Annotated in this window: 17 protein-coding genes; all 17 read left to right on the top strand. The window is 52.4% G+C overall.

Translation table 11 applies throughout. The features are described 5' to 3' along the window. Nucleotides 1-66 precede the first annotated feature (66 nt). The 17 genes from DW677_RS00430 to DW677_RS00350 all read left to right on the top strand — a co-directional run bounded on the left by DW677_RS00430 (nucleotide 67) and on the right by DW677_RS00350 (nucleotide 19,048). On the top strand, nucleotides 67-771 hold the full coding sequence (locus tag DW677_RS00430) for a response regulator transcription factor (protein WP_015554994.1): 705 nt from the start codon (nucleotides 67-69) through the stop codon (nucleotides 769-771). Continuing rightward, nucleotides 761-1,897, top strand: a complete 1,137-nt coding sequence (locus DW677_RS00425) for a HAMP domain-containing sensor histidine kinase (protein ID WP_117566287.1) — start codon at nucleotides 761-763, stop codon at nucleotides 1,895-1,897. Before DW677_RS00430 ends, DW677_RS00425 begins: the two co-directional genes overlap by 11 nt. Nucleotides 1,898-2,169: 272 nt before the next feature. Then, complete coding sequence (locus DW677_RS00420) at nucleotides 2,170-4,647, top strand: hypothetical protein (RefSeq protein WP_117512750.1); 2,478 nt, start codon at nucleotides 2,170-2,172, stop codon at nucleotides 4,645-4,647. Beyond that, nucleotides 4,647-5,597, top strand: a complete 951-nt coding sequence (locus DW677_RS00415) for an ABC transporter ATP-binding protein (RefSeq protein WP_015554992.1) — start codon at nucleotides 4,647-4,649, stop codon at nucleotides 5,595-5,597. Before DW677_RS00420 ends, DW677_RS00415 begins: the two co-directional genes overlap by 1 nt. Then, nucleotides 5,587-6,525, top strand: coding sequence for an ABC transporter permease subunit (locus DW677_RS00410; RefSeq protein WP_117470609.1), 939 nt, complete (start codon nucleotides 5,587-5,589; stop codon nucleotides 6,523-6,525). The genes DW677_RS00415 and DW677_RS00410 overlap by 11 nt, the downstream gene beginning before the upstream one ends. Before the next feature lie 3 nt (nucleotides 6,526-6,528). Continuing rightward, nucleotides 6,529-7,362, top strand: coding sequence for a deoxyribonuclease IV (locus DW677_RS00405; protein ID WP_117503030.1), 834 nt, complete (start codon nucleotides 6,529-6,531; stop codon nucleotides 7,360-7,362). Between the two features lie 90 nt (nucleotides 7,363-7,452). Further along, nucleotides 7,453-8,775: an SPFH domain-containing protein gene (locus tag DW677_RS00400; protein WP_117470610.1), complete on the top strand. Its 1,323-nt coding sequence runs from the start codon at nucleotides 7,453-7,455 to the stop codon at nucleotides 8,773-8,775. Between the two features lie 69 nt (nucleotides 8,776-8,844). Beyond that, nucleotides 8,845-9,942 (top strand): TFIIB-type zinc ribbon-containing protein, encoded by a 1,098-nt coding sequence (locus DW677_RS00395; protein ID WP_117470611.1) that lies wholly within the window; start codon nucleotides 8,845-8,847, stop codon nucleotides 9,940-9,942. Then, entirely contained in the window at nucleotides 9,942-10,928 is a 987-nt protein-coding gene (locus DW677_RS00390) for a TPM domain-containing protein (protein ID WP_015554988.1), read from the top strand. Before DW677_RS00395 ends, DW677_RS00390 begins: the two co-directional genes overlap by 1 nt. 3 nt (nucleotides 10,929-10,931) lie before the next feature. Further along, nucleotides 10,932-11,846 carry a ketopantoate reductase family protein gene (locus tag DW677_RS00385; RefSeq protein ID WP_117503029.1) on the top strand — a complete coding sequence of 305 codons (915 nt, stop codon included), beginning with the start codon at nucleotides 10,932-10,934 and terminating at the stop codon, nucleotides 11,844-11,846. Nucleotides 11,847-11,894: 48 nt separating this feature from the next. Further along, nucleotides 11,895-12,311, top strand: a complete 417-nt coding sequence (locus DW677_RS00380; RefSeq protein ID WP_015554986.1) for a DUF3842 family protein — start codon at nucleotides 11,895-11,897, stop codon at nucleotides 12,309-12,311. A 65-nt stretch (nucleotides 12,312-12,376) separates the two neighbouring features. Beyond that, nucleotides 12,377-13,531 (top strand): M23 family metallopeptidase, encoded by a 1,155-nt coding sequence (locus tag DW677_RS00375; protein ID WP_117503028.1) that lies wholly within the window; start codon nucleotides 12,377-12,379, stop codon nucleotides 13,529-13,531. A gap of 115 nt (nucleotides 13,532-13,646) precedes the next feature. Continuing rightward, nucleotides 13,647-15,755, top strand: a complete 2,109-nt coding sequence (locus tag DW677_RS00370; RefSeq protein ID WP_181968270.1) for a PTS transporter subunit IIABC — start codon at nucleotides 13,647-13,649, stop codon at nucleotides 15,753-15,755. 14 nt (nucleotides 15,756-15,769) lie between these two features. Then, nucleotides 15,770-16,027 carry an HPr family phosphocarrier protein gene (locus DW677_RS00365; RefSeq protein WP_117503026.1) on the top strand — a complete coding sequence of 86 codons (258 nt, stop codon included), beginning with the start codon at nucleotides 15,770-15,772 and terminating at the stop codon, nucleotides 16,025-16,027. A 15-nt stretch (nucleotides 16,028-16,042) separates the two neighbouring features. After that, the gene (gene ptsP, locus DW677_RS00360) at nucleotides 16,043-17,665 is read left to right on the top strand and encodes a phosphoenolpyruvate--protein phosphotransferase (RefSeq protein WP_117503025.1); all 1,623 of its coding nucleotides are present in this window, start codon (nucleotides 16,043-16,045) and stop codon (nucleotides 17,663-17,665) included. 34 nt (nucleotides 17,666-17,699) lie between these two features. Then, nucleotides 17,700-18,533, top strand: coding sequence for a Cof-type HAD-IIB family hydrolase (locus DW677_RS00355; RefSeq protein ID WP_117470617.1), 834 nt, complete (start codon nucleotides 17,700-17,702; stop codon nucleotides 18,531-18,533). 194 nt (nucleotides 18,534-18,727) lie between these two features. Then, on the top strand, nucleotides 18,728-19,048 hold the full coding sequence (locus DW677_RS00350) for a YerC/YecD family TrpR-related protein (RefSeq protein WP_021905286.1): 321 nt from the start codon (nucleotides 18,728-18,730) through the stop codon (nucleotides 19,046-19,048). Nucleotides 19,049-19,073: the final 25 nt, after the last annotated feature.

The following is a 19,073-nucleotide window of genomic DNA, read 5'->3' as shown; positions in this document are numbered from 1 at the left end:
AGGAAAAAAAGGTCGAAATATGATACGATAGGGGTATTAGGAATAAGTCTAAAAGGAGGAAAAATCATGGAGCAGATCAATATCCTGGTAGTGGATGATGAAAAAGAGATCGCGGACCTTGTAGAGATCTATCTGGTCAGCGATGGATATAAAGTATTTAAGGCAAATAACGCGAAAGAGGGGCTGGAGATCCTGGATCAGGAGGAGATCCATCTGGTACTCTTAGACATTATGATGCCGGGAATGGACGGTCTTGAGATGTGCAGGAAGATCCGCGAGACCAATAACATTCCGATCATCATGCTGAGCGCAAAATCCACGGATCTCGACAAGATCCTGGGTCTGGGAACCGGCGCGGACGATTATGTGGTAAAGCCGTTCAACCCGCTGGAGCTCACGGCCCGCGTGAAATCCCAGCTCCGCCGCTACACCCAGTTAAACCCTAACAGCAGCACCGGAAAAGCGGCAAAGAACGAGATCTCGATCCGTGGCCTCTCCATCAATAAAGATAACCACAAGGTCGTTGTCTACGGCGAGGAGATCAAGCTGACGCCCATCGAGTTCGATATCCTGTACCTTCTGGCATCGAATCCCGGCCGGGTGTTCAGCACCGACGAGATCTTTGAGAAGGTATGGAACGAGAAAGTATACGAGGCAAACAACACCGTCATGGTACATATCCGGAGACTCCGCGGAAAAATGAAAGAGGACACGAGACAGGATAAGATCATCACAACGGTCTGGGGGGTAGGATACAAAATTGAAAAATGATTGGAGCAGAAGCTTTTACAGGCAGATCGCGGTGAACATCTGTTACAGTGCCCTGATCGCATGTCTGGTGGACGCGTTCCTCATCATGAATATGAACTTCCTTCTGGCGTACCTGGACCAGACCAGATACGCGAATCTGTTGATCCTGCAGATCTTTAAGATGGGTACGATCACCACGATCCTCTATGTGATCGTTGGAATCGGGATCTTTGCGCTGGCGTTTCTCATGATCGAGAAGAAAAATATGAAGTATATAGGGAAGATCGCGGTGGCGATCCAGAATATCTCCGAGGGCGACTTAAACACCCAGATCGAGGTGGTGGGGGACAACGAGTTCTCCGCCATGGCATCGAACCTGAACCGGATGGAAGCGGATATCCGGAAGCTCATGGATAAGGAACGAGAGTCGGAGCGGACGAAGAATGAGCTGATCACGAACGTGGCCCACGACTTAAGGACACCGTTGACTTCCATTATCGGTTATCTGGAACTCCTGTCTTCCGGACCGGCCATCAGCCTGGATATGCAGAAAAAGTATATCGATATCGCCTATGTGAAGGCAAAGCGTCTGGAAAAACTCATTGAGGACCTGTTCGGATTCACGAAGATGAATTACGGAAAGATATCCATGAATGTTGGAAAGGTGGATATCGTAAAGCTCTTAGGGCAGCTTTTGGAAGAATTTTATCCGAGCTTCGCGGACAAGGACCTGACCTATGAGCTCAAGAGCAATGTCCCCTCCCAGATCATCACGGCGGACGGAAACCTTCTGGCGAGACTTTTTGATAACCTGATCAACAACGCCATCAAGTACGGTGCCGAGGGAAAGAAGGTCCTGATCCAGGTATTCGCGAAGAACGATATCGTCACGGTGTCTGTCACGAACTATGGCTATGTGATCCCGGCGGAGGAACTGCCGTTGATCTTCAACAAGTTCTACCGGGTAGAGCAGTCGAGGTCCTCAAAGACAGGCGGAACGGGTCTCGGTCTTGCCATCGCGAAGAATATCGTGGACATGCATGGCGGAACGATCTCCGTGGCCAGCGACCTGAACGGAACGGTGTTCACGGTGAAGCTGAAGGTGGATTTTGATGTGAATAAAGAAAATTTTGGTATGATCCAGTAAAGAGAGATAACAGCTGTTCAGCAAAAACGCATAGTTCCTGCTCTGACGGCAGAAAAACAGCTGAAAATACGTTACAGTTCAGCCATTACATCTTCTTGTTTTCATATTCATGAAAACAAGAAGCTTGGTGGTTCCACCATATGCTGATTTGGATGAAAAAGTGCTTATGCAAGCAAGCTTGCAACACACTTTCTCATTCAAATCAGCGCATGGCTGAACTGTAACGAAAATACTGAACAGGGATACCCGTTGATCAATGATAGGAAGAATGTATGAGAAATAAAAAGAAACAGTTGCTGTTTGGCTGTCTTGCGGCCCTGGTCCTGTCCGCGGGGGCATTCCCGGCCTTTGCCCAGGACCAGGACAGCTTCAGCACAAACATGGAGTCCAGCTCGCAGAATTCTGTGCCGGTGGCGGTGGACATCACGGCAGTTTACGGAAGAAATGCGAAGCCCGGAAGCTTTGTGCCCATAAAGGTCAGCATCTACGGCCAGACGGAGGCACCGTTTTCCGGCACACTTACTGTCTCTACTTTGGAGAGTGATAACGATGAAGGCACGGAGGAATACGAGTATTCGTACCAAGTAGAGGTGGGACCGGCGGAGACGAAGACGATGGAGTTCTATGTCCCCTTAGGACAGAAGAGCGGGACGATCCACCTGACATTAAAAGACGGGAAGAAGAAGACCATGGGGGAGACCTCCATGGAATTTGACGTTTCTAAGGACGAAAACCGTCTGTTTGCAGGTGTCCTGGAGAACAAGTCAGGAAGTCTCTCATGGATTGACGGGATTGGGCTGAATTATGGAATGCTCACCACACGGGTCGTTGAGATCCCAGGGGAAGACTTCCCGGAAGATTCCCGGGGATTTTCCATGTTTAATGTGCTCCTCATAAACGGATATGACTGCCGGACACTGAATGATGTCCAGAAAGAAGCCGTCCTCACATGGGTGGAAAATGGCGGAACACTGCTTATCGGAACGGGAAGAGACAGGGATAAGACCCTGGATATCCTGGGAGAGGCAGAGCCGAAGGTCAGCTTAAGGGATCCGGAGGTTCTCTTGGTCGGCATGGGAACGGAATACACGAAAAACAGTCCTGAGGACTCGGAAGTCCGCGTGACCTACACGGAACCTGTGATCTCCGGGGCCAAAGAGCGGATGGTGACGGATGGAACGCCGCTTCTTAAGACCATGAAGTACGGAAAGGGGACCATCGGTGTCTACGGGGTAAGCCTGTCGGATCTCTCCGGCTTTGCGAAAAAGAACCCGTCCTTCGCGTCGTATTTTCTCAGTGAGATCTTTAACGAGGATGAACTGAATACGATCTATTATTATTCCCAGGGCGGCGATGCTGATTACTGGAACGCCTACAATCTTGTCAGCGGGGGAAACGGGGAACGGATCCCCAATCTTGCGGTCTACGGGATCATCGTTGTGGGATATCTGGTGATCGTGGGACCCGGGCTGTATCTTCTTTTAAAGAAGCGTGGGATCAACCGGTACTACGGGACTGCAGTGCTTGTTTTTTCCGCAGCCTCCTGTGTCGTGATCTGGGGAATGGGTTTTAAGACGAGATTCACCAGTGAATTCTGCACGACAGCGACGATCCTGGACGCATCCGGGGACAGCGCGGAGGAGATGACCTTCTTAAACGTCCGGACTCCGGACAGCAGCGGATTTACCGTGGATCTTCCGACGGATTACAGGGTCACACCCCTTACGAGGAGCGCCCGCTACGACATGAACCAGCTGGAAGACTACCCGAAAAAGCGCCAGGCATCCATCGGGATCCGGAAAGAGGCAGACCAGACCGTGCTTTGGAGTCGGAAGTCCAAGGCCTTCGATTCCAGATTTTTCCTTCTGGAGCGGCAGAAAGACCTGGGGGCTGGAAATGTGGAGGCGGACTTTGCTGTGTCGGACGGGACAATCACGGGGCATGTGGAGAACAAGCTCCCTGTGACGCTTGAGAACGCGGCAGTCTATCTCTATGGCCAGGTGCTGATCATTGGAAACATGGAACCGGGACAGTATCTGGAATTCAACCGGGAGCCGTTAAAGGTATGGCCGTTGGGCATGACATGGATGCTTTCGGACACCCTGACCGGAACGCCGGACCGTCAGGAAGACTCCGATGAGGAGTACATTAAAAATGTCCAGAAATCCAACCTCAGCGGATACTTTACGGATCGTTACTACTCGTCCTACAATGGCGAGGTGCGCTTCGGCGCGTTCCTCCCGGAAGGTTATGAGGGAAACGACGATCTCTTCGGAAAAAACTGGGACGGAAGGACCTTCTACACCCAGAAGATCGACTGCGCCATGGGAACAGATGGCGAGGTCTACCGCTGCGGTCAGATCCGGGAACCATCCGTGACCTCCGGTATAGGGGCAAATTATGGAAATTCCATGATCCTCTACGGGACAGACCCGGTGGTGGTGGAATATGACCCGGGAACGGACATTGTGATCGAGAAATTCTCATTTCTTCCGGTGTCCGACGACTTTTTCCAGGGCAACCAGTATTCCTATATCCGCCCATTCTCCGGGGAGACGAGTTTTTACAACGAAAAGACAGGAAGCTATGACCCGGTGGATATCCGGAAACAGGATTTCTCAAGGGAAGAGCTGGCAGATTATATCGCTGCCGACGGAAAGATCACGGTCCGCTACACAGCCGGAAGCAATGCGGAAATCGGAGTGAGCCAGACACTTCCACTCCTGATGGTGACGGGGAGGGAAAGCTGATGTTGAAGATACAGGGACTGAAAAAAAAATTCGGAAATTTTGAGGCTCTCTCCGGGCTTGATATGGAAGTGGAGGAGGGGGCGCTCTATGGCTTTGTCGGACCGAACGGAGCCGGAAAGACCACGGCGATCCGCATTATCACGGGACTCCTGAAAGCAGATGAGGGAACCGTCATGATCGGCGGAAAGGACGCGTTCCTCTACAGCGGGCAGGTGAAAAATGAGTTCGGCTATGTGCCGGATGAATTCGGACTTTACGACAACTTAAAAGTCTGGGAATACATGGACTTTTTCGCCTCCTGCTACGGACTCTCCGGCCTTGTGGCGAGAGAGCGGTGCACAAAGCTTCTGGAACAGGTAAAACTCGCGGGAAAAGAGGAATTCTTTGTGGACAGCCTGTCCAGGGGAATGAAACAGAGACTCTGCCTGGCGCGGGCCATGATCCACGATCCGAAGCTCCTTGTTTTAGACGAGCCCACGTCCGGCATGGATCCGAGAGCCAGGATCGAGTTTAAGGAGCTTTTAAAGGAACTCTGCGCTGAGGGAAAAACCATCGTGGTCAGCTCCCACATCCTCTCAGAGCTGGCCCAGATGTGTACGGATATCGGGATCATCGATGCCGGAAAGGTCGTCCTATCGGGAAACATGGGGGAGATCTTAAAGAAGGTGAATGACTCTAACCCGATCCGGATCCAGGTTGTGGAGAATGTCTGGGAAGCGGTGAAGTTTCTCCGAACGGAGCCGGAGGTCCAGACCATCACGGTGGAGGGAAACGATATCGTCGTGGGATTCCACGGCGGAAAAGACGCTGAGGCGATGCTGCTTGCAAAACTTGTGGCCCACAATATTGGAATCTGCGGATTCTGGAGAGAGCCTGGTGACCTTGAGAGCATCTTCATGCAGATCACGGATCATGATATGGAAAAGGTGGTGATGACGAGTGAAGAATAATCCGGTCTATAAGAGGGAAATGCTGGTACGTTCGAGAAGCTTCCGGATTCCGCTCATCATCATGATCTTCAACGGGATCCTGGCTGTGGTGGCACTCTTAAACATGTACCAGAGCATCGCCCAGGTGAAGGTCAGCGGCTCGGTGCGCTATGAAAATTTTCTCCAGCTCTACGCCTTTGTGGCAGCGCTGGAATTTATGCTTCTGATGTTTATCATGCCTGCTCTGACCTCCGCCAGCATCAGCGGGGAGCGGGAGCGGCACACATTGGAACTCATGTTTACCACGAAGATCCGTCCTGTGGAGATCGTTGTCGGGAAGCTCATGTCCGCATTCTCCCAGCTTATGATCTTAGTGGTATCGAGTCTGCCGATCCTGATGCTGACCTTTATCTATGGAAGTATCAGCTCAGGGGATCTCATGATCCTTCTTGTGAGCTATGTGGTGGGGGCGCTGTACTGTGGAAGCCTCGGAATCTTCGCGTCCTCCCTCATGAAGCGGTCCACATTCTCCAATGTGATCACTTACGGGATCATGTTAGTTGTTGTCGTTGGAACATACATGCTGAATGTGTTCCTCCTCAATATCTCCGAGACAGAGATCAGCACGATGGCGCTCAATTCCGGGGAGACGATCCCGAAGGCGAGCTCCGGAGCGTCGGTATACCTTCTTCTCCTGAATCCGGCAATCATGTTCGCGGAGCTTTTGGAGAATCAGGTGGCAGGTGGCGGCGGAAACTTTACGATCACACATCTCCTCGGTGACAACGGCGGAAATTTTATCACAAACCACTGGGTATTCTGCAGTCTGGTGATCCAGGCGGTGCTCTCTGTGCTTTTTACCTGGGGAGCGGTATTTTTCTTAAAGCCGGAGAGATCGAAAAAAACAGGTTCCTTTGGAAAGCCCACAGGAACAGGACGGAGGTCATAGACAATGTTTTATATTGGATGCCATCTTTCCTCGGCGAAGGGATTCCTTGCCATGGGAAAGGACGCGGAAAAGATCGGCGCGACGACGTTTCAGTTTTTTACAAGAAATCCCAGGGGCGGAAGCGCGAAGCCGTTAGACCATGAGGACATCGCAGCGTTCCTGAAACTAAAAGAGGAGCTGGGGCTGGGGACTCTGGTGGCCCATGCGCCATACACACTGAACGGCTGCTCAGCGGATGAAAAAATCCGGGATTTCGCGAAGCAGACCATGGCGGATGACCTGGAGCGCATGGAGGCGGTTCCCGGAAACCTCTACAATTTCCATCCGGGAAGCCATGTGAAGCAGGGTGTGGAGGTTGGAATCACCTATATCGCGGAGATGTTGAATGAGATCCTGAAGCCGGAGCTTCACACCACGGTGCTCCTGGAGACCATGGCGGGAAAGGGCAGCGAGGTCGGAAGAAGTTTTGAGGAACTTCGGGAAATTCTTGACAGAGTTGAACTTTCTGATAAGATGGGTGTATGTATGGATACCTGTCATGTATGGGATGCCGGATATGACATCGTGAATGATCTCGACGGAGTGCTGGCGGAATTTGACCGTGTTGTGGGGCTTGAACGCCTGAAAGCGGTCCATTTAAATGACAGCATGAATGTCCGGGGAGCCGGGAAGGACCGCCACGCCCGGATCGGGGAAGGTGAAATTGGCGCGGAGGCAATTGTGCGGGTGATCAACCATCCGGCGCTGAGGAATCTGCCGTTCTGCCTGGAGACGCCGAATGAGCTTCCGGGGTATGCAGCGGAGATCAGGTTCTTGAAAGATCATAGGATCGGATAATTTTCAGAAAAATCCGGACCGGCGGGTATAGGCGGCGAAAACCGCTGTCCAGGAATCCGACCGGTGAGTGATAAAAGGAGGAAACGGGATATGGGTATTTTAAAAGTTGGTGCCGGCGCGTTAAAGAGTGTGCTGGAAGACCAGTGGCGCGAGTATTTTTACTGCCCGTCCATGGAGGCGGACGTTCTTGTAAAGAAAGGTGAGAACCGGAAATCAAAGAGAAGCTATAACACAAAGGGCAGCGACAACCTGATCTCTAACGGCTCCATCATCGCAGTCAACGAGGGACAGTGCATGATGATCGTTGACCAGGGCGCTATCGTCGAGGTATGTGCGGAGGCCGGTGAGTTCGTTTATGATACCTCCGCAGAGCCGAGTATTTTCTACGGAAACCTTGGAAAGAGCATCGGGGACAGCTTTAAGCAGTTTGGAAAGCGTTTCACCATGGGCGGCGACACGGCGAGGGACCAGAGAGTCTACTTCTTCAACACGAAGGAGATCGTCGGAAACAAGTACGGCACAGCGAACGCAGTCCCGTTCCGTGTTGTAGACCAGAATATCGGCCTCGACGTGGACATCGCGATCCGCTGCCACGGCGAATATTCCTACAGAATGGTGGATCCGATCCTCTTCTATAAGAACATCTGTGGAAATATCGAGGAAGATTACACGAGAGATAAGATCGATTCCCAGCTCCGCAGCGAGCTTCTGACAGCTCTGCAGCCGGCCTTCGCGAAGATTTCCGGGATGGGAGTCCGCTACAGTGCGCTTCCGGGACACACGGTGGAGCTTGCAAACGCGCTCCGCGAGATCCTCTCCGACAGTTGGGACGATGTATACGGAATTACTGTGAGCAAGATCGGTGTGAGTTCCGTGAAGGCCTCTGAGGAAGATGAGGCGATGATCAAGGAGCTTCAGAGAAATGCCACATTCAGAAACCCGGGAATGGCGGCGGCGCATTTAGTCAGCGCACAGGCTGAGTCGATGCAGAGCGCGGCAAAGAATACCTCCACAGGACCGATGATGGCATTTGCGGGAATGAATATGGCAGCCCAGAACGGCGGATTCAACACCCAGGGGTTGTTTAACATGGCAGCCGGACAGGGACAGCAGGGAAATCCTGCTATGGCAGACCAGGCACAGCAGGCATCCGGCGGTCCGGCGAAGATGGCACCGTTATCCGGATGGACCTGTTCCTGCGGACAGGAAGGAAATACCGGAAACTTTTGCTCCAACTGTGGAAAGAAGAAACCGGAGGAGAGCGGATCCTGGACCTGCAGCTGCGGACAGGAGAATACAGGCAATTTCTGCTCCAACTGCGGAAAGAAACGCCCGGATGCCGTTTGGACCTGCTCCTGCGGACAGGAAAATAAAGGAAACTTCTGTGCGAACTGCGGAAAACCGAGACAGTAAAAAATGTAAGCTTCCTGGCTGCCTTTTAGGGCAGATGGGAAGCTTAAGCCAGATACAGGGGGAAAGAAAATGGCACTTGTAAGTTATAAATGCCCCAACTGCGGCGGCTCGGTGGTCTTTGATCCGAAGAAGCAGAAGTTCTGCTGTGAGTTCTGCATGTCGGAATTTACGAAGGAAGAGATGGAAGCCGCGGCGTTAAAATCTACGGAGACCAGCGGCACGCAGGAGGAAAGCAGTGCGGCAGATACAGCACAGAATAATAACGCGGGCAGCACGAATCAGAACGAGGATGCCCTGGTCTATATCTGCCCGAGCTGCGGCGCGGAGGTCGTGACGGACGCAACGACGGCGGCAACATTCTGTTACTACTGTCACAACCCGGTAGTGCTTTCAGGAAAGCTTTCCGGCGAATTCCTGCCGGACTATGTGATCCCCTTTGCCATGGACAAGAAGAAAGCAACGGGGATATTCCTTGACTGGATCAAGAAGAAAAAATATATCCCGGACGACTTCTTCTCGAAGGACCAGATCGAGAAGTTTTCTGGTGTGTACTTCCCGTACCTGATGTACAGCTGCAGGGTCGACGGAAGGATCCAGGCGGAAGGCGAGAAGAACCGGACCTGGGTGACGGGAAATATCCGCTACACGGAGCATAAAAAATATCGGATGGAACGTGCGGGACAGCTTGATGTAAAGAATGTCACGAGAAATGCGCTTAAGAAGAACAACAGCGCTCTCGTGGAAGGAGTCCTGCCCTTCGACATGGAAAAACTTCAGCCCTTTGATATGGGATACCTCTCCGGCTTTCAGGCGGAGAAGCGGGACATGGAGAAAGAGTCCCTGACCCCGGAGGTGGAGAGCGAGGTAAAACAGTATACGGTGGAGCAGCTGAAGGCTGACATCATGGGACAGTATTCCTCGGTGCAGGTGGATCAGAGCGATACAGATATCCGGGACGCGAGATGGCACTACGCCCTGCTCCCGGTGTGGATCCTGACCTACCGGGACAAGGCGGGAAAAGACGAACTCTACTACTTTGCCATGAACGGACAGACAGGGAAGATCTGCGGAAAGCTTCCGGTAGCGAAGGGAAAACTTGTGAAACTGTTCCTGGAGATCTTTGTGCCGGTTGCGGCGATTCTGATGATCGGGGGGTGGTTCCTGTAATGAAAACAAAGCAGATAAATGGAAAAACAGCAGGGAACAGCCTGGAGAACGGAAGAAAGTTAAGTGCGGTGGAAAACGTTTTTCATGCTGTAAAGACAGCGGCGAGAACTGTCTTTGCAGCGAGTGCTCTTGGAGTGCTTCTGGCAGGAACCGCCTTTGCGGCAGCTGGAGAAGATGCCTATCAGATGGCAGAGGGAACGGAGAGCTATGCGGATGTCTACGACATGGCGGATCTGTTTACCGATGAGGAAGAAAAACAGCTTTCTGAGCAGGCACAGGTCCTTTCAGATACGATGAAGATGGAAGCAGTCATCGTCACCACCGAGGAAAATTCCGACTCCGCCCAGGTGTTCGCGGACGGATTTTACATGGAAGGCGGTTTCGGAACCGGTTCCGACCACTCGGGAATCCTGTTTCTCATCGATATGGATAACAGGGAACTCTACATATCTACAAACGGACAGATGATCCGTTACATGACGGACAGCCGCATCAATGATGTTCTGGACGATGTTTATAATTACGCGGCAGATGCCGATTACTACGGGGCAGCGGCGGCGTTTCTGACGGATACGGAAAAGTGCTATTCCAACGGGATTTCAAGAGATCAGTACAACTATGACACGGAGACGGGAAAGATCAGCCGTTATCACCATATCGAATGGTATGAGATCCTGATCGCCCTCGGCGTGGCGGCGGTCTGCGGGGGGACTGCGGTGGCATCGGTACTTCGAAGCTACGGTCTTCACGGGGAAGATAAGCGGATGGCCGCAAACTTTAAACTCTCTTACCGGAGAGACAGCCGGTTCACCATGGGGAATGTCCTGGCAGATGCATTGCTGACATCCTATATCACCCAGCAGGTGATCCAGACACAAAAGAATAACAGACCGGGGTCAGGCGGAGGAAGCTTTTCCGGCGGCGGAAGATCATCCACCCACAGCTATGGAGGAAGCAGCCATGGCGGCGGAGGAAGGAAGTTTTAAGTTATGGAGATCAAAAAGATCGGAATTGTCGGACAGGGCGCTCTCGGCGTCATGTACGGAAATTATCTGAAAAAACGGATGGGAAATGAGAATGTCTTTTTTATCGCGGATGAGGGGCGCGTAAACCGCTACCGGAGCGCGGATATGGTCTGCAACGGGGAAGCCTGTGGATTTTCCTACCGGTCTCCGGCGGAGGCGGTGACGGCGGATCTCATTATCTTTGCGGTGAAGTTCATGGGAATGGAGAGCGCGCTTGAGACCGTGAAGCCGTTTGTCGGGGAGCATACCCTGTTCTTGTCGGTACTCAATGGAATTTCCAGCGAGGAGATGATCGAGAAAGCCTACGGCGCGGATCATGTGCTCTACGCCTGCGTGCAGGGCATGGACGCAGGAAAGGACGGAAATGAGGTCACCTACAAAAATATGGGTTATATCACCATCGGAAATAAGGACAGGAGCCATGATGAGAAGCTGAAGGCGGTGACGGAGCTTTTTGACCGGACGGGGCTGGCCTACAAGGTTCCGGATGATATTCTTCGGGAACAGTGGAACAAGCTCATGTTAAACACCGGTGTGAATCAGGTGACAGCGGTCTACGGTGCGCCATACAGCCTGATCCAGAAAGAGGGAGAGGCGCGTACCATGATGATCGAGGCCATGCGGGAGGTTCTCCGTGTGGCGGACACCCAGGACATTGATCTTACGGAGGCGGACATCGATTACTGGCTGGAGCTTCTTGCGACCTTAAACCCGGAGGGACATACCTCCATGTGCCAGGATGTTCTGGCAGGACGCCCGACAGAGGTGGACCTGTTCGCGGGAACGATGCTTAAGATCGCAAAGAAAGAGGGATTTTCTCTTCCTGTGAATACGTTTTTATATGAGAAGCTGAAGGAATTAGAAGGCGCTCCGGATTGAGCGCGGTGAGTCAATGCTATCATTCAGACAAAGGAGAACAAGAAACACATGACGATCATGGTAATAGACGGTCAGGGCGGAAAGATGGGCAAAGGCCTGGTGGAACAGTTAAAGAAGCTTTGCCCGGAAGATGAGATCCTGGCGATCGGAACGAACAGCATTGCCACAGCAGCAATGCTGAAGGCTGGGGCGGATGCCGGCGCCACAGGGGAAAACCCGGCGGTAGTCACAAGCCGCACCGCCGACATCATTGTCGGTCCCATGGGAATCGTCATCGCTGATTCCCTCATGGGTGAGATCACGCCAAAAATGGCCGTCGCCATTGGCCAGAGCCTGGCCCAAAAAGTTCTGATCCCCGTAAACCGCTGCCAGCACTTTGTTGTAGGCTGCAGGGATATTTCTATGGGGGAGTATGTGAAGCTTGCGGTGGAGGAAGTTTTGAAGATCCGCCGTGGGGAGATATAGGTTTCATGGCATAATTCTCTGCCTGTCCGCATACACTGGGATGTATGTGGGAAGGAGAGTGTGCCATGAGGAAAAAAGAGCATTCGGGATCGGCAGCAGTGATCGGGGCACAGCTGGTGATCCTTTTTATTTTGACGGTTTCCCTGTGCGTTCAGAGCAGAAAAGCGGCGGCGGAGAATACATATGCGGTGATGGAGAAGAGCGGTGAAGGCAGTCGGGCTGGGGAGCCTGAAAAAGCCGGGGAAGCGGGGGACAGCCAAAAGAAAAAATATATCCACTGGGTGGAATTTAATGTTCCGGCGGACGTGATGGAGAAGGCGTTCCGGCTGGACATGGGGACGGTGCAGGAAGAGGTGCATTTTAATTGGGTGGAGCTGCTGGCATATCTCGGGGCGAAATATGGCGGAGATTTTGAGCGGTTCCGGCAGGCGGATCTGGACGCGGTGGTGGAGAAACTGAAGTCCGGGGCGGCAATGGAGGAAATCACAAAGGACATGAAGTATTATGCTTATTACCGGGAGGCATATGGGGCGGTCCTGGATGGCATGGTGGGGTATTTTGAGCAGGAGAGCGGCAATAATAAGGTCTGGCTCAGAAAATATGGTCTGAAGGTGTTCTCACCGATCGCGAAAAACTTTCCCTACAGCGATTTTGACGATTTCGGCGCGTCCCGGTCCTACGGATTTAAGAGGAAGCACCTGGGCCATGACATGATGGGACAGGTGGGGACGCCGGTGATCGCGGTGGAATCCGGGTATGTGGAGGCTCTGGGCTGGAACCAGTACGGCGGCTGGCGGATCGGAATACGGAGTTTTGATAAAAAGAGGTATTACTATTACGCCCATCTGCGCCAGAACTACCCGTATCAGTCGAATTTAAAAGAGGGCAGTATCGTGACGGCGGGCGATGTGATCGGATATCTCGGCAGGACCGGGTACAGCACCACGGAGAATACAAACAATATCACGACACCGCACCTTCACTTCGGGATCCAGCTCATTTTTGATGAGTCACAGAAAGAAGGAAATAACGAGATCTGGATCAACTGCTACGAGATTGTGAAATTCCTGCGGATGAACCAGAGTGAGACGGTGAAGGTGGAAGGAACGAAAGAGTGGACGAGAGTCTATAATATGAAGGACCCCGGAATTCCAGAGAGCTCAGAACGAACAGAAAATTTAGAACAGCCGGAGGAGAGTGAAGGTCCAACGACTGACTAAAGGCGGGAAACATGGATAGAATTTCAGAAATCTCCCCATAATAACCCAGGTAAGAAAGTTCCGGTACCACTTTCCGGAACTTTTTTCTTAATAAAGAAACGAAAGGGTGAGATTCATGAAAGATCAGGTCTTTGGCGTCCTGCAGAGGATCGGGAGGTCGTTTATGCTGCCGATCGCACTGCTGCCCGTGGCGGGACTATTGCTTGGCATCGGCGGTTCCTTCTCGAATACCACGATGCTTGAAACGTACGGGCTCACGCGGATCATGGGACCGGGAACCTTCTGGAACGCATTGTTCACGGTGATGAGTCAGGCGGGGGATATCGTGTTCGCGAACCTTCCGATCCTGTTTGCCATGGGCATCGCCATCGGCATGGCAAAAAAGGAGAAGGAAGTGGCATCGCTGGCGGCGGTCATCTCCTTTCTCGTCATGCATGCGGCCATCGGTGCGATGATCGCGGTAAACGGTGGGACGGATGCCTTAAAAGAGGGGGCCGGTGCCATGGTGGCGGGGATCCAGTCCCTGCAGATGGGGGTGTTCGGCGGAATCCTGGTGGGACTTGGGACCGCATGGCTCCACAACCGGTATTACAGGATCGAGCTCCCACAGGTGCTGTCCTTCTTCGGCGGGACAAGATTCGTCCCCATCGTGAGCGCTCTGTTCTATGTCCTCGTGGGCATTCTCATGTACTTTATCTGGCCGCCGGTCCAGGCGGCGATCTCAGGAGTCGGCGGCTTCGTGCTCCGCTCCGGGTATCCTGGAACATGGTTTTACGGCTTTATGGAGCGTGCCCTGATCCCCTTCGGCCTGCACCATGTGTTTTATATCCCGTTCTGGCAGACCGCAGTGGGCGGCACCATGGAGATCGGCGGAAAAATCGTGGAAGGTGCTCAGAACATCTTCTTCGCGGAGCTTGCGGATCCCGGAAATACGAGATTTTCTGTGGAGGCAACAAGGTTTATGGCAGGGAAGTTCCCGCTTATGATCTTCGGACTTCCGGGAGCGGCCCTCGCCATGTACCAGGCGGCGCTGCCGGAAAAGAAAAAGGAGGTCTCGGGACTTCTCCTCTCTGCAGCACTGACCTCCATGCTCACGGGGATCACAGAGCCGCTGGAGTTTACATTCCTCTTTACCGCGCCGCTTCTCTACGGGATCCACTGCGTGTTCGCAGGACTGGCGTACATGCTGATGCACATGCTCGACGTTGGAGTCGGAATGACATTCTCCGGTGGGCTCATCGATCTGTTTCTGTTTGGAATCCTTCAAGGAAACAAAAAGACCGGGTGGCTCTGGATCGTTGTGGTCGGAGTCTTCTATTTTCTCATGTACTGTGCGGTGTTCCTGGTTCTGATCCGGAAACTTGACTATAAGACGCCGGGGCGGGAAGTGGGGGCTGCGGCGAAGCTCTATACGAGAAGCGATGTGGAGCAGAGGAAGGAAGAGAGAAAAGGAACTGGTCCCGGACAGGCCGGCAGGGAAAAATCTGCGGGGAAGACGGGAACACGTTCCGGGGAGATCCTTAAGGGGCTTGGCGGGCCGGACAATATCACGGATGTGGACTGCTGTGCGACGAGACTTCGGTGCACCGTAAAGGATGAGAAAAAAGTAGACGAGTCCGTATTAAAAGCGACCGGGGCGTCAGGTGTCATTAGAAAAGGAAAAGGTGTTCAGATCATCTATGGTCCGCAGGTGTCGGTCATCAAATCGGATCTGGAAGAGTATCTGGAAAAGTACGGGGATGAAAGTGATGAAGGTGATAGTCATGAACTTATAAAAAGTCCCATGACAGGAACCGTAATCCCGCTTTCGGAAGTCCCGGATGAAGCATTTGCCGGAAAAATGATGGGAGACGGTGCGGCGGTAATTCCGGATGATGAATATGTGTACGCACCGGCGGATGGGACAGTAACATTTGTATTCCCGACAAAGCATGCAATCGGATTCCAGACTGATGGTGGACATGAGATGTTGATCCATGTTGGAATCGATACAGTATCGTTATCAGGAGATAGCTTTGAGGCTTTTGTGCACGATGGGGATCATGTACGGACCGGGGATAAGCTTTTGAAGGCAGATATTCAGGAAATTAAAGATAAAGTTCCATCTTTGGCATCCCCGGTTCTTTTCACAGATCTTCCGGACTGCCTGGAAGTTCATATTTTAAAGCGCGGAAAGATCCGGAGCGGGGAACCTTTTTTAGAGCTGCATAATAAAGAAAAATAGGAAGTGGGTTGATTATGGAGACATTTCAGTATACAATTACAGACGAGATCGGAATTCACGCGAGACCGGCGGGAGAGCTTGCGAAGCTTGCAAAGGAATTCCAGTCGAAGATCACGATAAAGACAGAGACAAAACAGGCAGATGCCGAAAGGCTCATGGCGGTGATGGCCCTCGGGATCCGTCACGGTCAGACGATCACCGTGGAGACCGTCGGTCCGGACGAAAAAGAGGCGGCAGAGGCGGTACAGGACTTTTTTCAGGCAAAACTGTAAGGCGGATATATGAGTATGGAGATCATAAAAGGAAAATCAATCTTAAATAAGGTAGCGATCGGGCCGATCCTCTACCACAGAAAGACGGAAAGCCAGGTAAAGCGCCGGACGGTGGAGGATACCGAGGCGGAGGTAAAACGGTACGAGATGGCTGTGGCGTGCGCGGAGGACGAATTAAAGACACTCCATGAGAAAGCCTGCGAACAGGTAGGAGAGACGGGGGCGGCGGTGTTTGAGGTCCATATGATGATGCTGGAGGACGCGGACTACCGTGATTCTGTGCTGAACATTATAAGAAACCAGAAGACGAATGCGGAGTACGCGGCGGCGGTGACCGGTGACAACTTTTATCGTCTCTTCGCGGATATGTCGGATGAATATTTCCGCGCACGGGCGGCGGATGTGAAGGATATCACGAACCGCCTTGTAAAGATACTCTCCGGTGACGCGGTGGAGTCGGGCTTCCTAACCCAGCCAGTGATCCTGATGGCGGAGGACCTGGCCCCCAGTGAGACAGTACAGTTGGAAAAGAACATGCTGCTTGGATTTATCACCGAGCAGGGTTCCCCGAACTCCCACACGGCGATCCTGGCCCGCAGCATGAACATCCCGGCTCTTGTGTCCGTGGATGTCAAGGAAGCTTGGGACGGAAAGATGGCGGTCATCGACGGCGAGACGGGAATGCTCTATGTGGATCCGGACGAGGAGATGCTGGCTGCCATGGAGAAGAAGAAGCAGGCGGAGGAAGAAAAAGAGCGTCTGCTGCAGGAATTAAAGGACAAAGAGGATGTCACCCTGGACGGAACGAAGGTGAAGCTCTACGCCAATATCGGGGATGTTTCCGATGTTGCGGAGGTCTTAAAGAGCAACGCGGCGGGCATCGGCCTGTTCCGGAGTGAGTTTTTATATCTTGAGAAGAAGACATACCCGACGGAGGAAGAGCAGTTTGCAGCATACCGTCAGGTGGCGGAGATGATGGCGGGAAAAGAGGTCATTATCCGCACTCTGGACATCGGCGCCGACAAGCAGGCGGACTACTTTAAATTGAAGAAGGAAGAAAACCCGGCGATGGGCTACCGCGCGATCCGGATCTGCCTCACAAGACCAGAAATCTTCCGAACCCAGCTTCGGGCGATCTATCGCGCCAGCGCATTCGGAAAGATTTCCATCATGTTCCCAATGATCGCATCCCTTTGGGAAGTCCAGAAGGCGAAGGAGATCGCGGCCTCTGTCCGTGATGAACTAAAGGAACAGGGCGTTCCATTCGGCAATGTGGCCATCGGCATCATGATCGAGACCCCGGCGGCGGCGATCATCAGCGAGGATCTGGCAAAAGAGGTGGATTTCTTCAGTATCGGAACCAATGACCTTGTCCAGTACACGTTAGCCATCGACAGACAAAACGAGAAATTGGATGAATTCTACGATCCGAAACATCCGGCGGTGCTGCGGCTGATCCGCTTTGTGGCGGAGAGTGGCCATAAGTACGGCTGTATGGTTGGAATCTGCGGTGAACTTGGCGCGGAGACGGATCTCACGGAAGATTTTTTGAAGATGGGAATCGATGAACTGTCGGTGTCCCCGTCCTTCCTGTTAAAAGTGCGGGAGAAGATCAGACAGACGGATCTTACAAAATAAAATCGAGCGCATCCTGCGCATAGAGGAGTCATAAATGCAGACAGAAAAAAATATGGCAGGTCCATACGAGATCATCGTACTGGACCTGGACGGTACGCTGACAAACCGGGACAAGGTGGTCACACCGCGGACGAAGGCGGCACTTATGAAGGCGCAGGAGCGCGGAAAAAAGGTGGTTCTCGCGTCGGGACGCCCGACCCAGGGCGTGATGCCGCTTGCGAAAGAGCTGCGCCTGGACGAGTACAGCGGGTATATTCTCTCCTTCAACGGCGGACGGATCATCAACTGCAAGACCGGGGAGACCGTGTTTGCGAGATCTCTGCCGGTTTCTGCCAATAAGAAGATCATCGGGCTTGCAGAGGAACATCAGGTGGACATCGCCACATACGAGGGCAGCAGGATCATTTCCTCAAATCCGGAGTCCCCGTACGGAAGGCTGGAGAGCCGGATCAACGGGATGGAGCTCTGGAAACCGGAGGACATGAAGGAATATGTAAACTTTGAGGTCCCGAAATTTCTTATGATGGAGGACGGCGATTACCTTGCGATGGTGGAGCCGAAGGTGAAGGCGGCCATGGGAAAAAATTTCAGCATTTACCGCTCAGATCCGTTCTTTCTTGAGGTCCTGCCGAAGGGAATCGATAAGGCTCAGAGTCTGGAGCGCCTGCTGGAAGTCCTGGGACTCACGAAAGAGCAGATGATCGCCTGCGGGGACGGTTACAATGACCTCACGATGATCAAGTATGCGGGCCTCGGTGTTGCCATGGAAAATGCGGTCCTGCCGGTGCGGAGTGCGGCGGATTATATCACGGCGTCCAACAATGATGACGGTGTTGGGCTGGTTGTGGAGAAATTTATGTTGGCATAGAAAATGGCTGCTTATATTCCAACGGGATATGGCAGCCATAACTCTTTTTGCTTTTTTGCACAGAAATACTGGACTTTTTGAATCTAACGTGCTAAACTGTGATTAGTGCGTTGAATGAAATGATCCATAAAGATGCAGCAAAAATATTGCTCTGAGTTTGCTGCAAATATGAAGCAGAAGGGGTAATAGTAAACATGAATAAGAAAATCAAGACAGATGCAGTTGATCACCTTTTTGAGGCGATTCTGACATTGAAGACGCCGGAAGAGTGCTACGCATTCTTCGAGGATGTCTGCACGGTAAATGAACTCCTGTCCCTGTCCCAGCGCTATGAAGTCGCGAAGATGCTGAGAGAGAAACGGACATATCTCGATATCGCGGAGAGCACAGGTGCTTCCACCGCAACGATCAGCCGTGTAAACCGGTCTTTAAATTACGGAAGTGACGGATACGATATGGTATTCAAGCGCCTTGGATTCGAGAAACTCGATGATGAGAACGGCGCGGAGAAATAAGAGAAAGTATTTTTAATATGTAAAA

Origin of the sequence: Clostridium sp. AM25-23AC (assembly GCF_003435125.1) — a bacterium.
Classification (GTDB): Bacteria; Bacillota; Clostridia; order Lachnospirales; family Lachnospiraceae; genus Pilosibacter; species Pilosibacter fragilis.
This window is presented reverse-complemented; position numbering and strand designations above follow the sequence as displayed.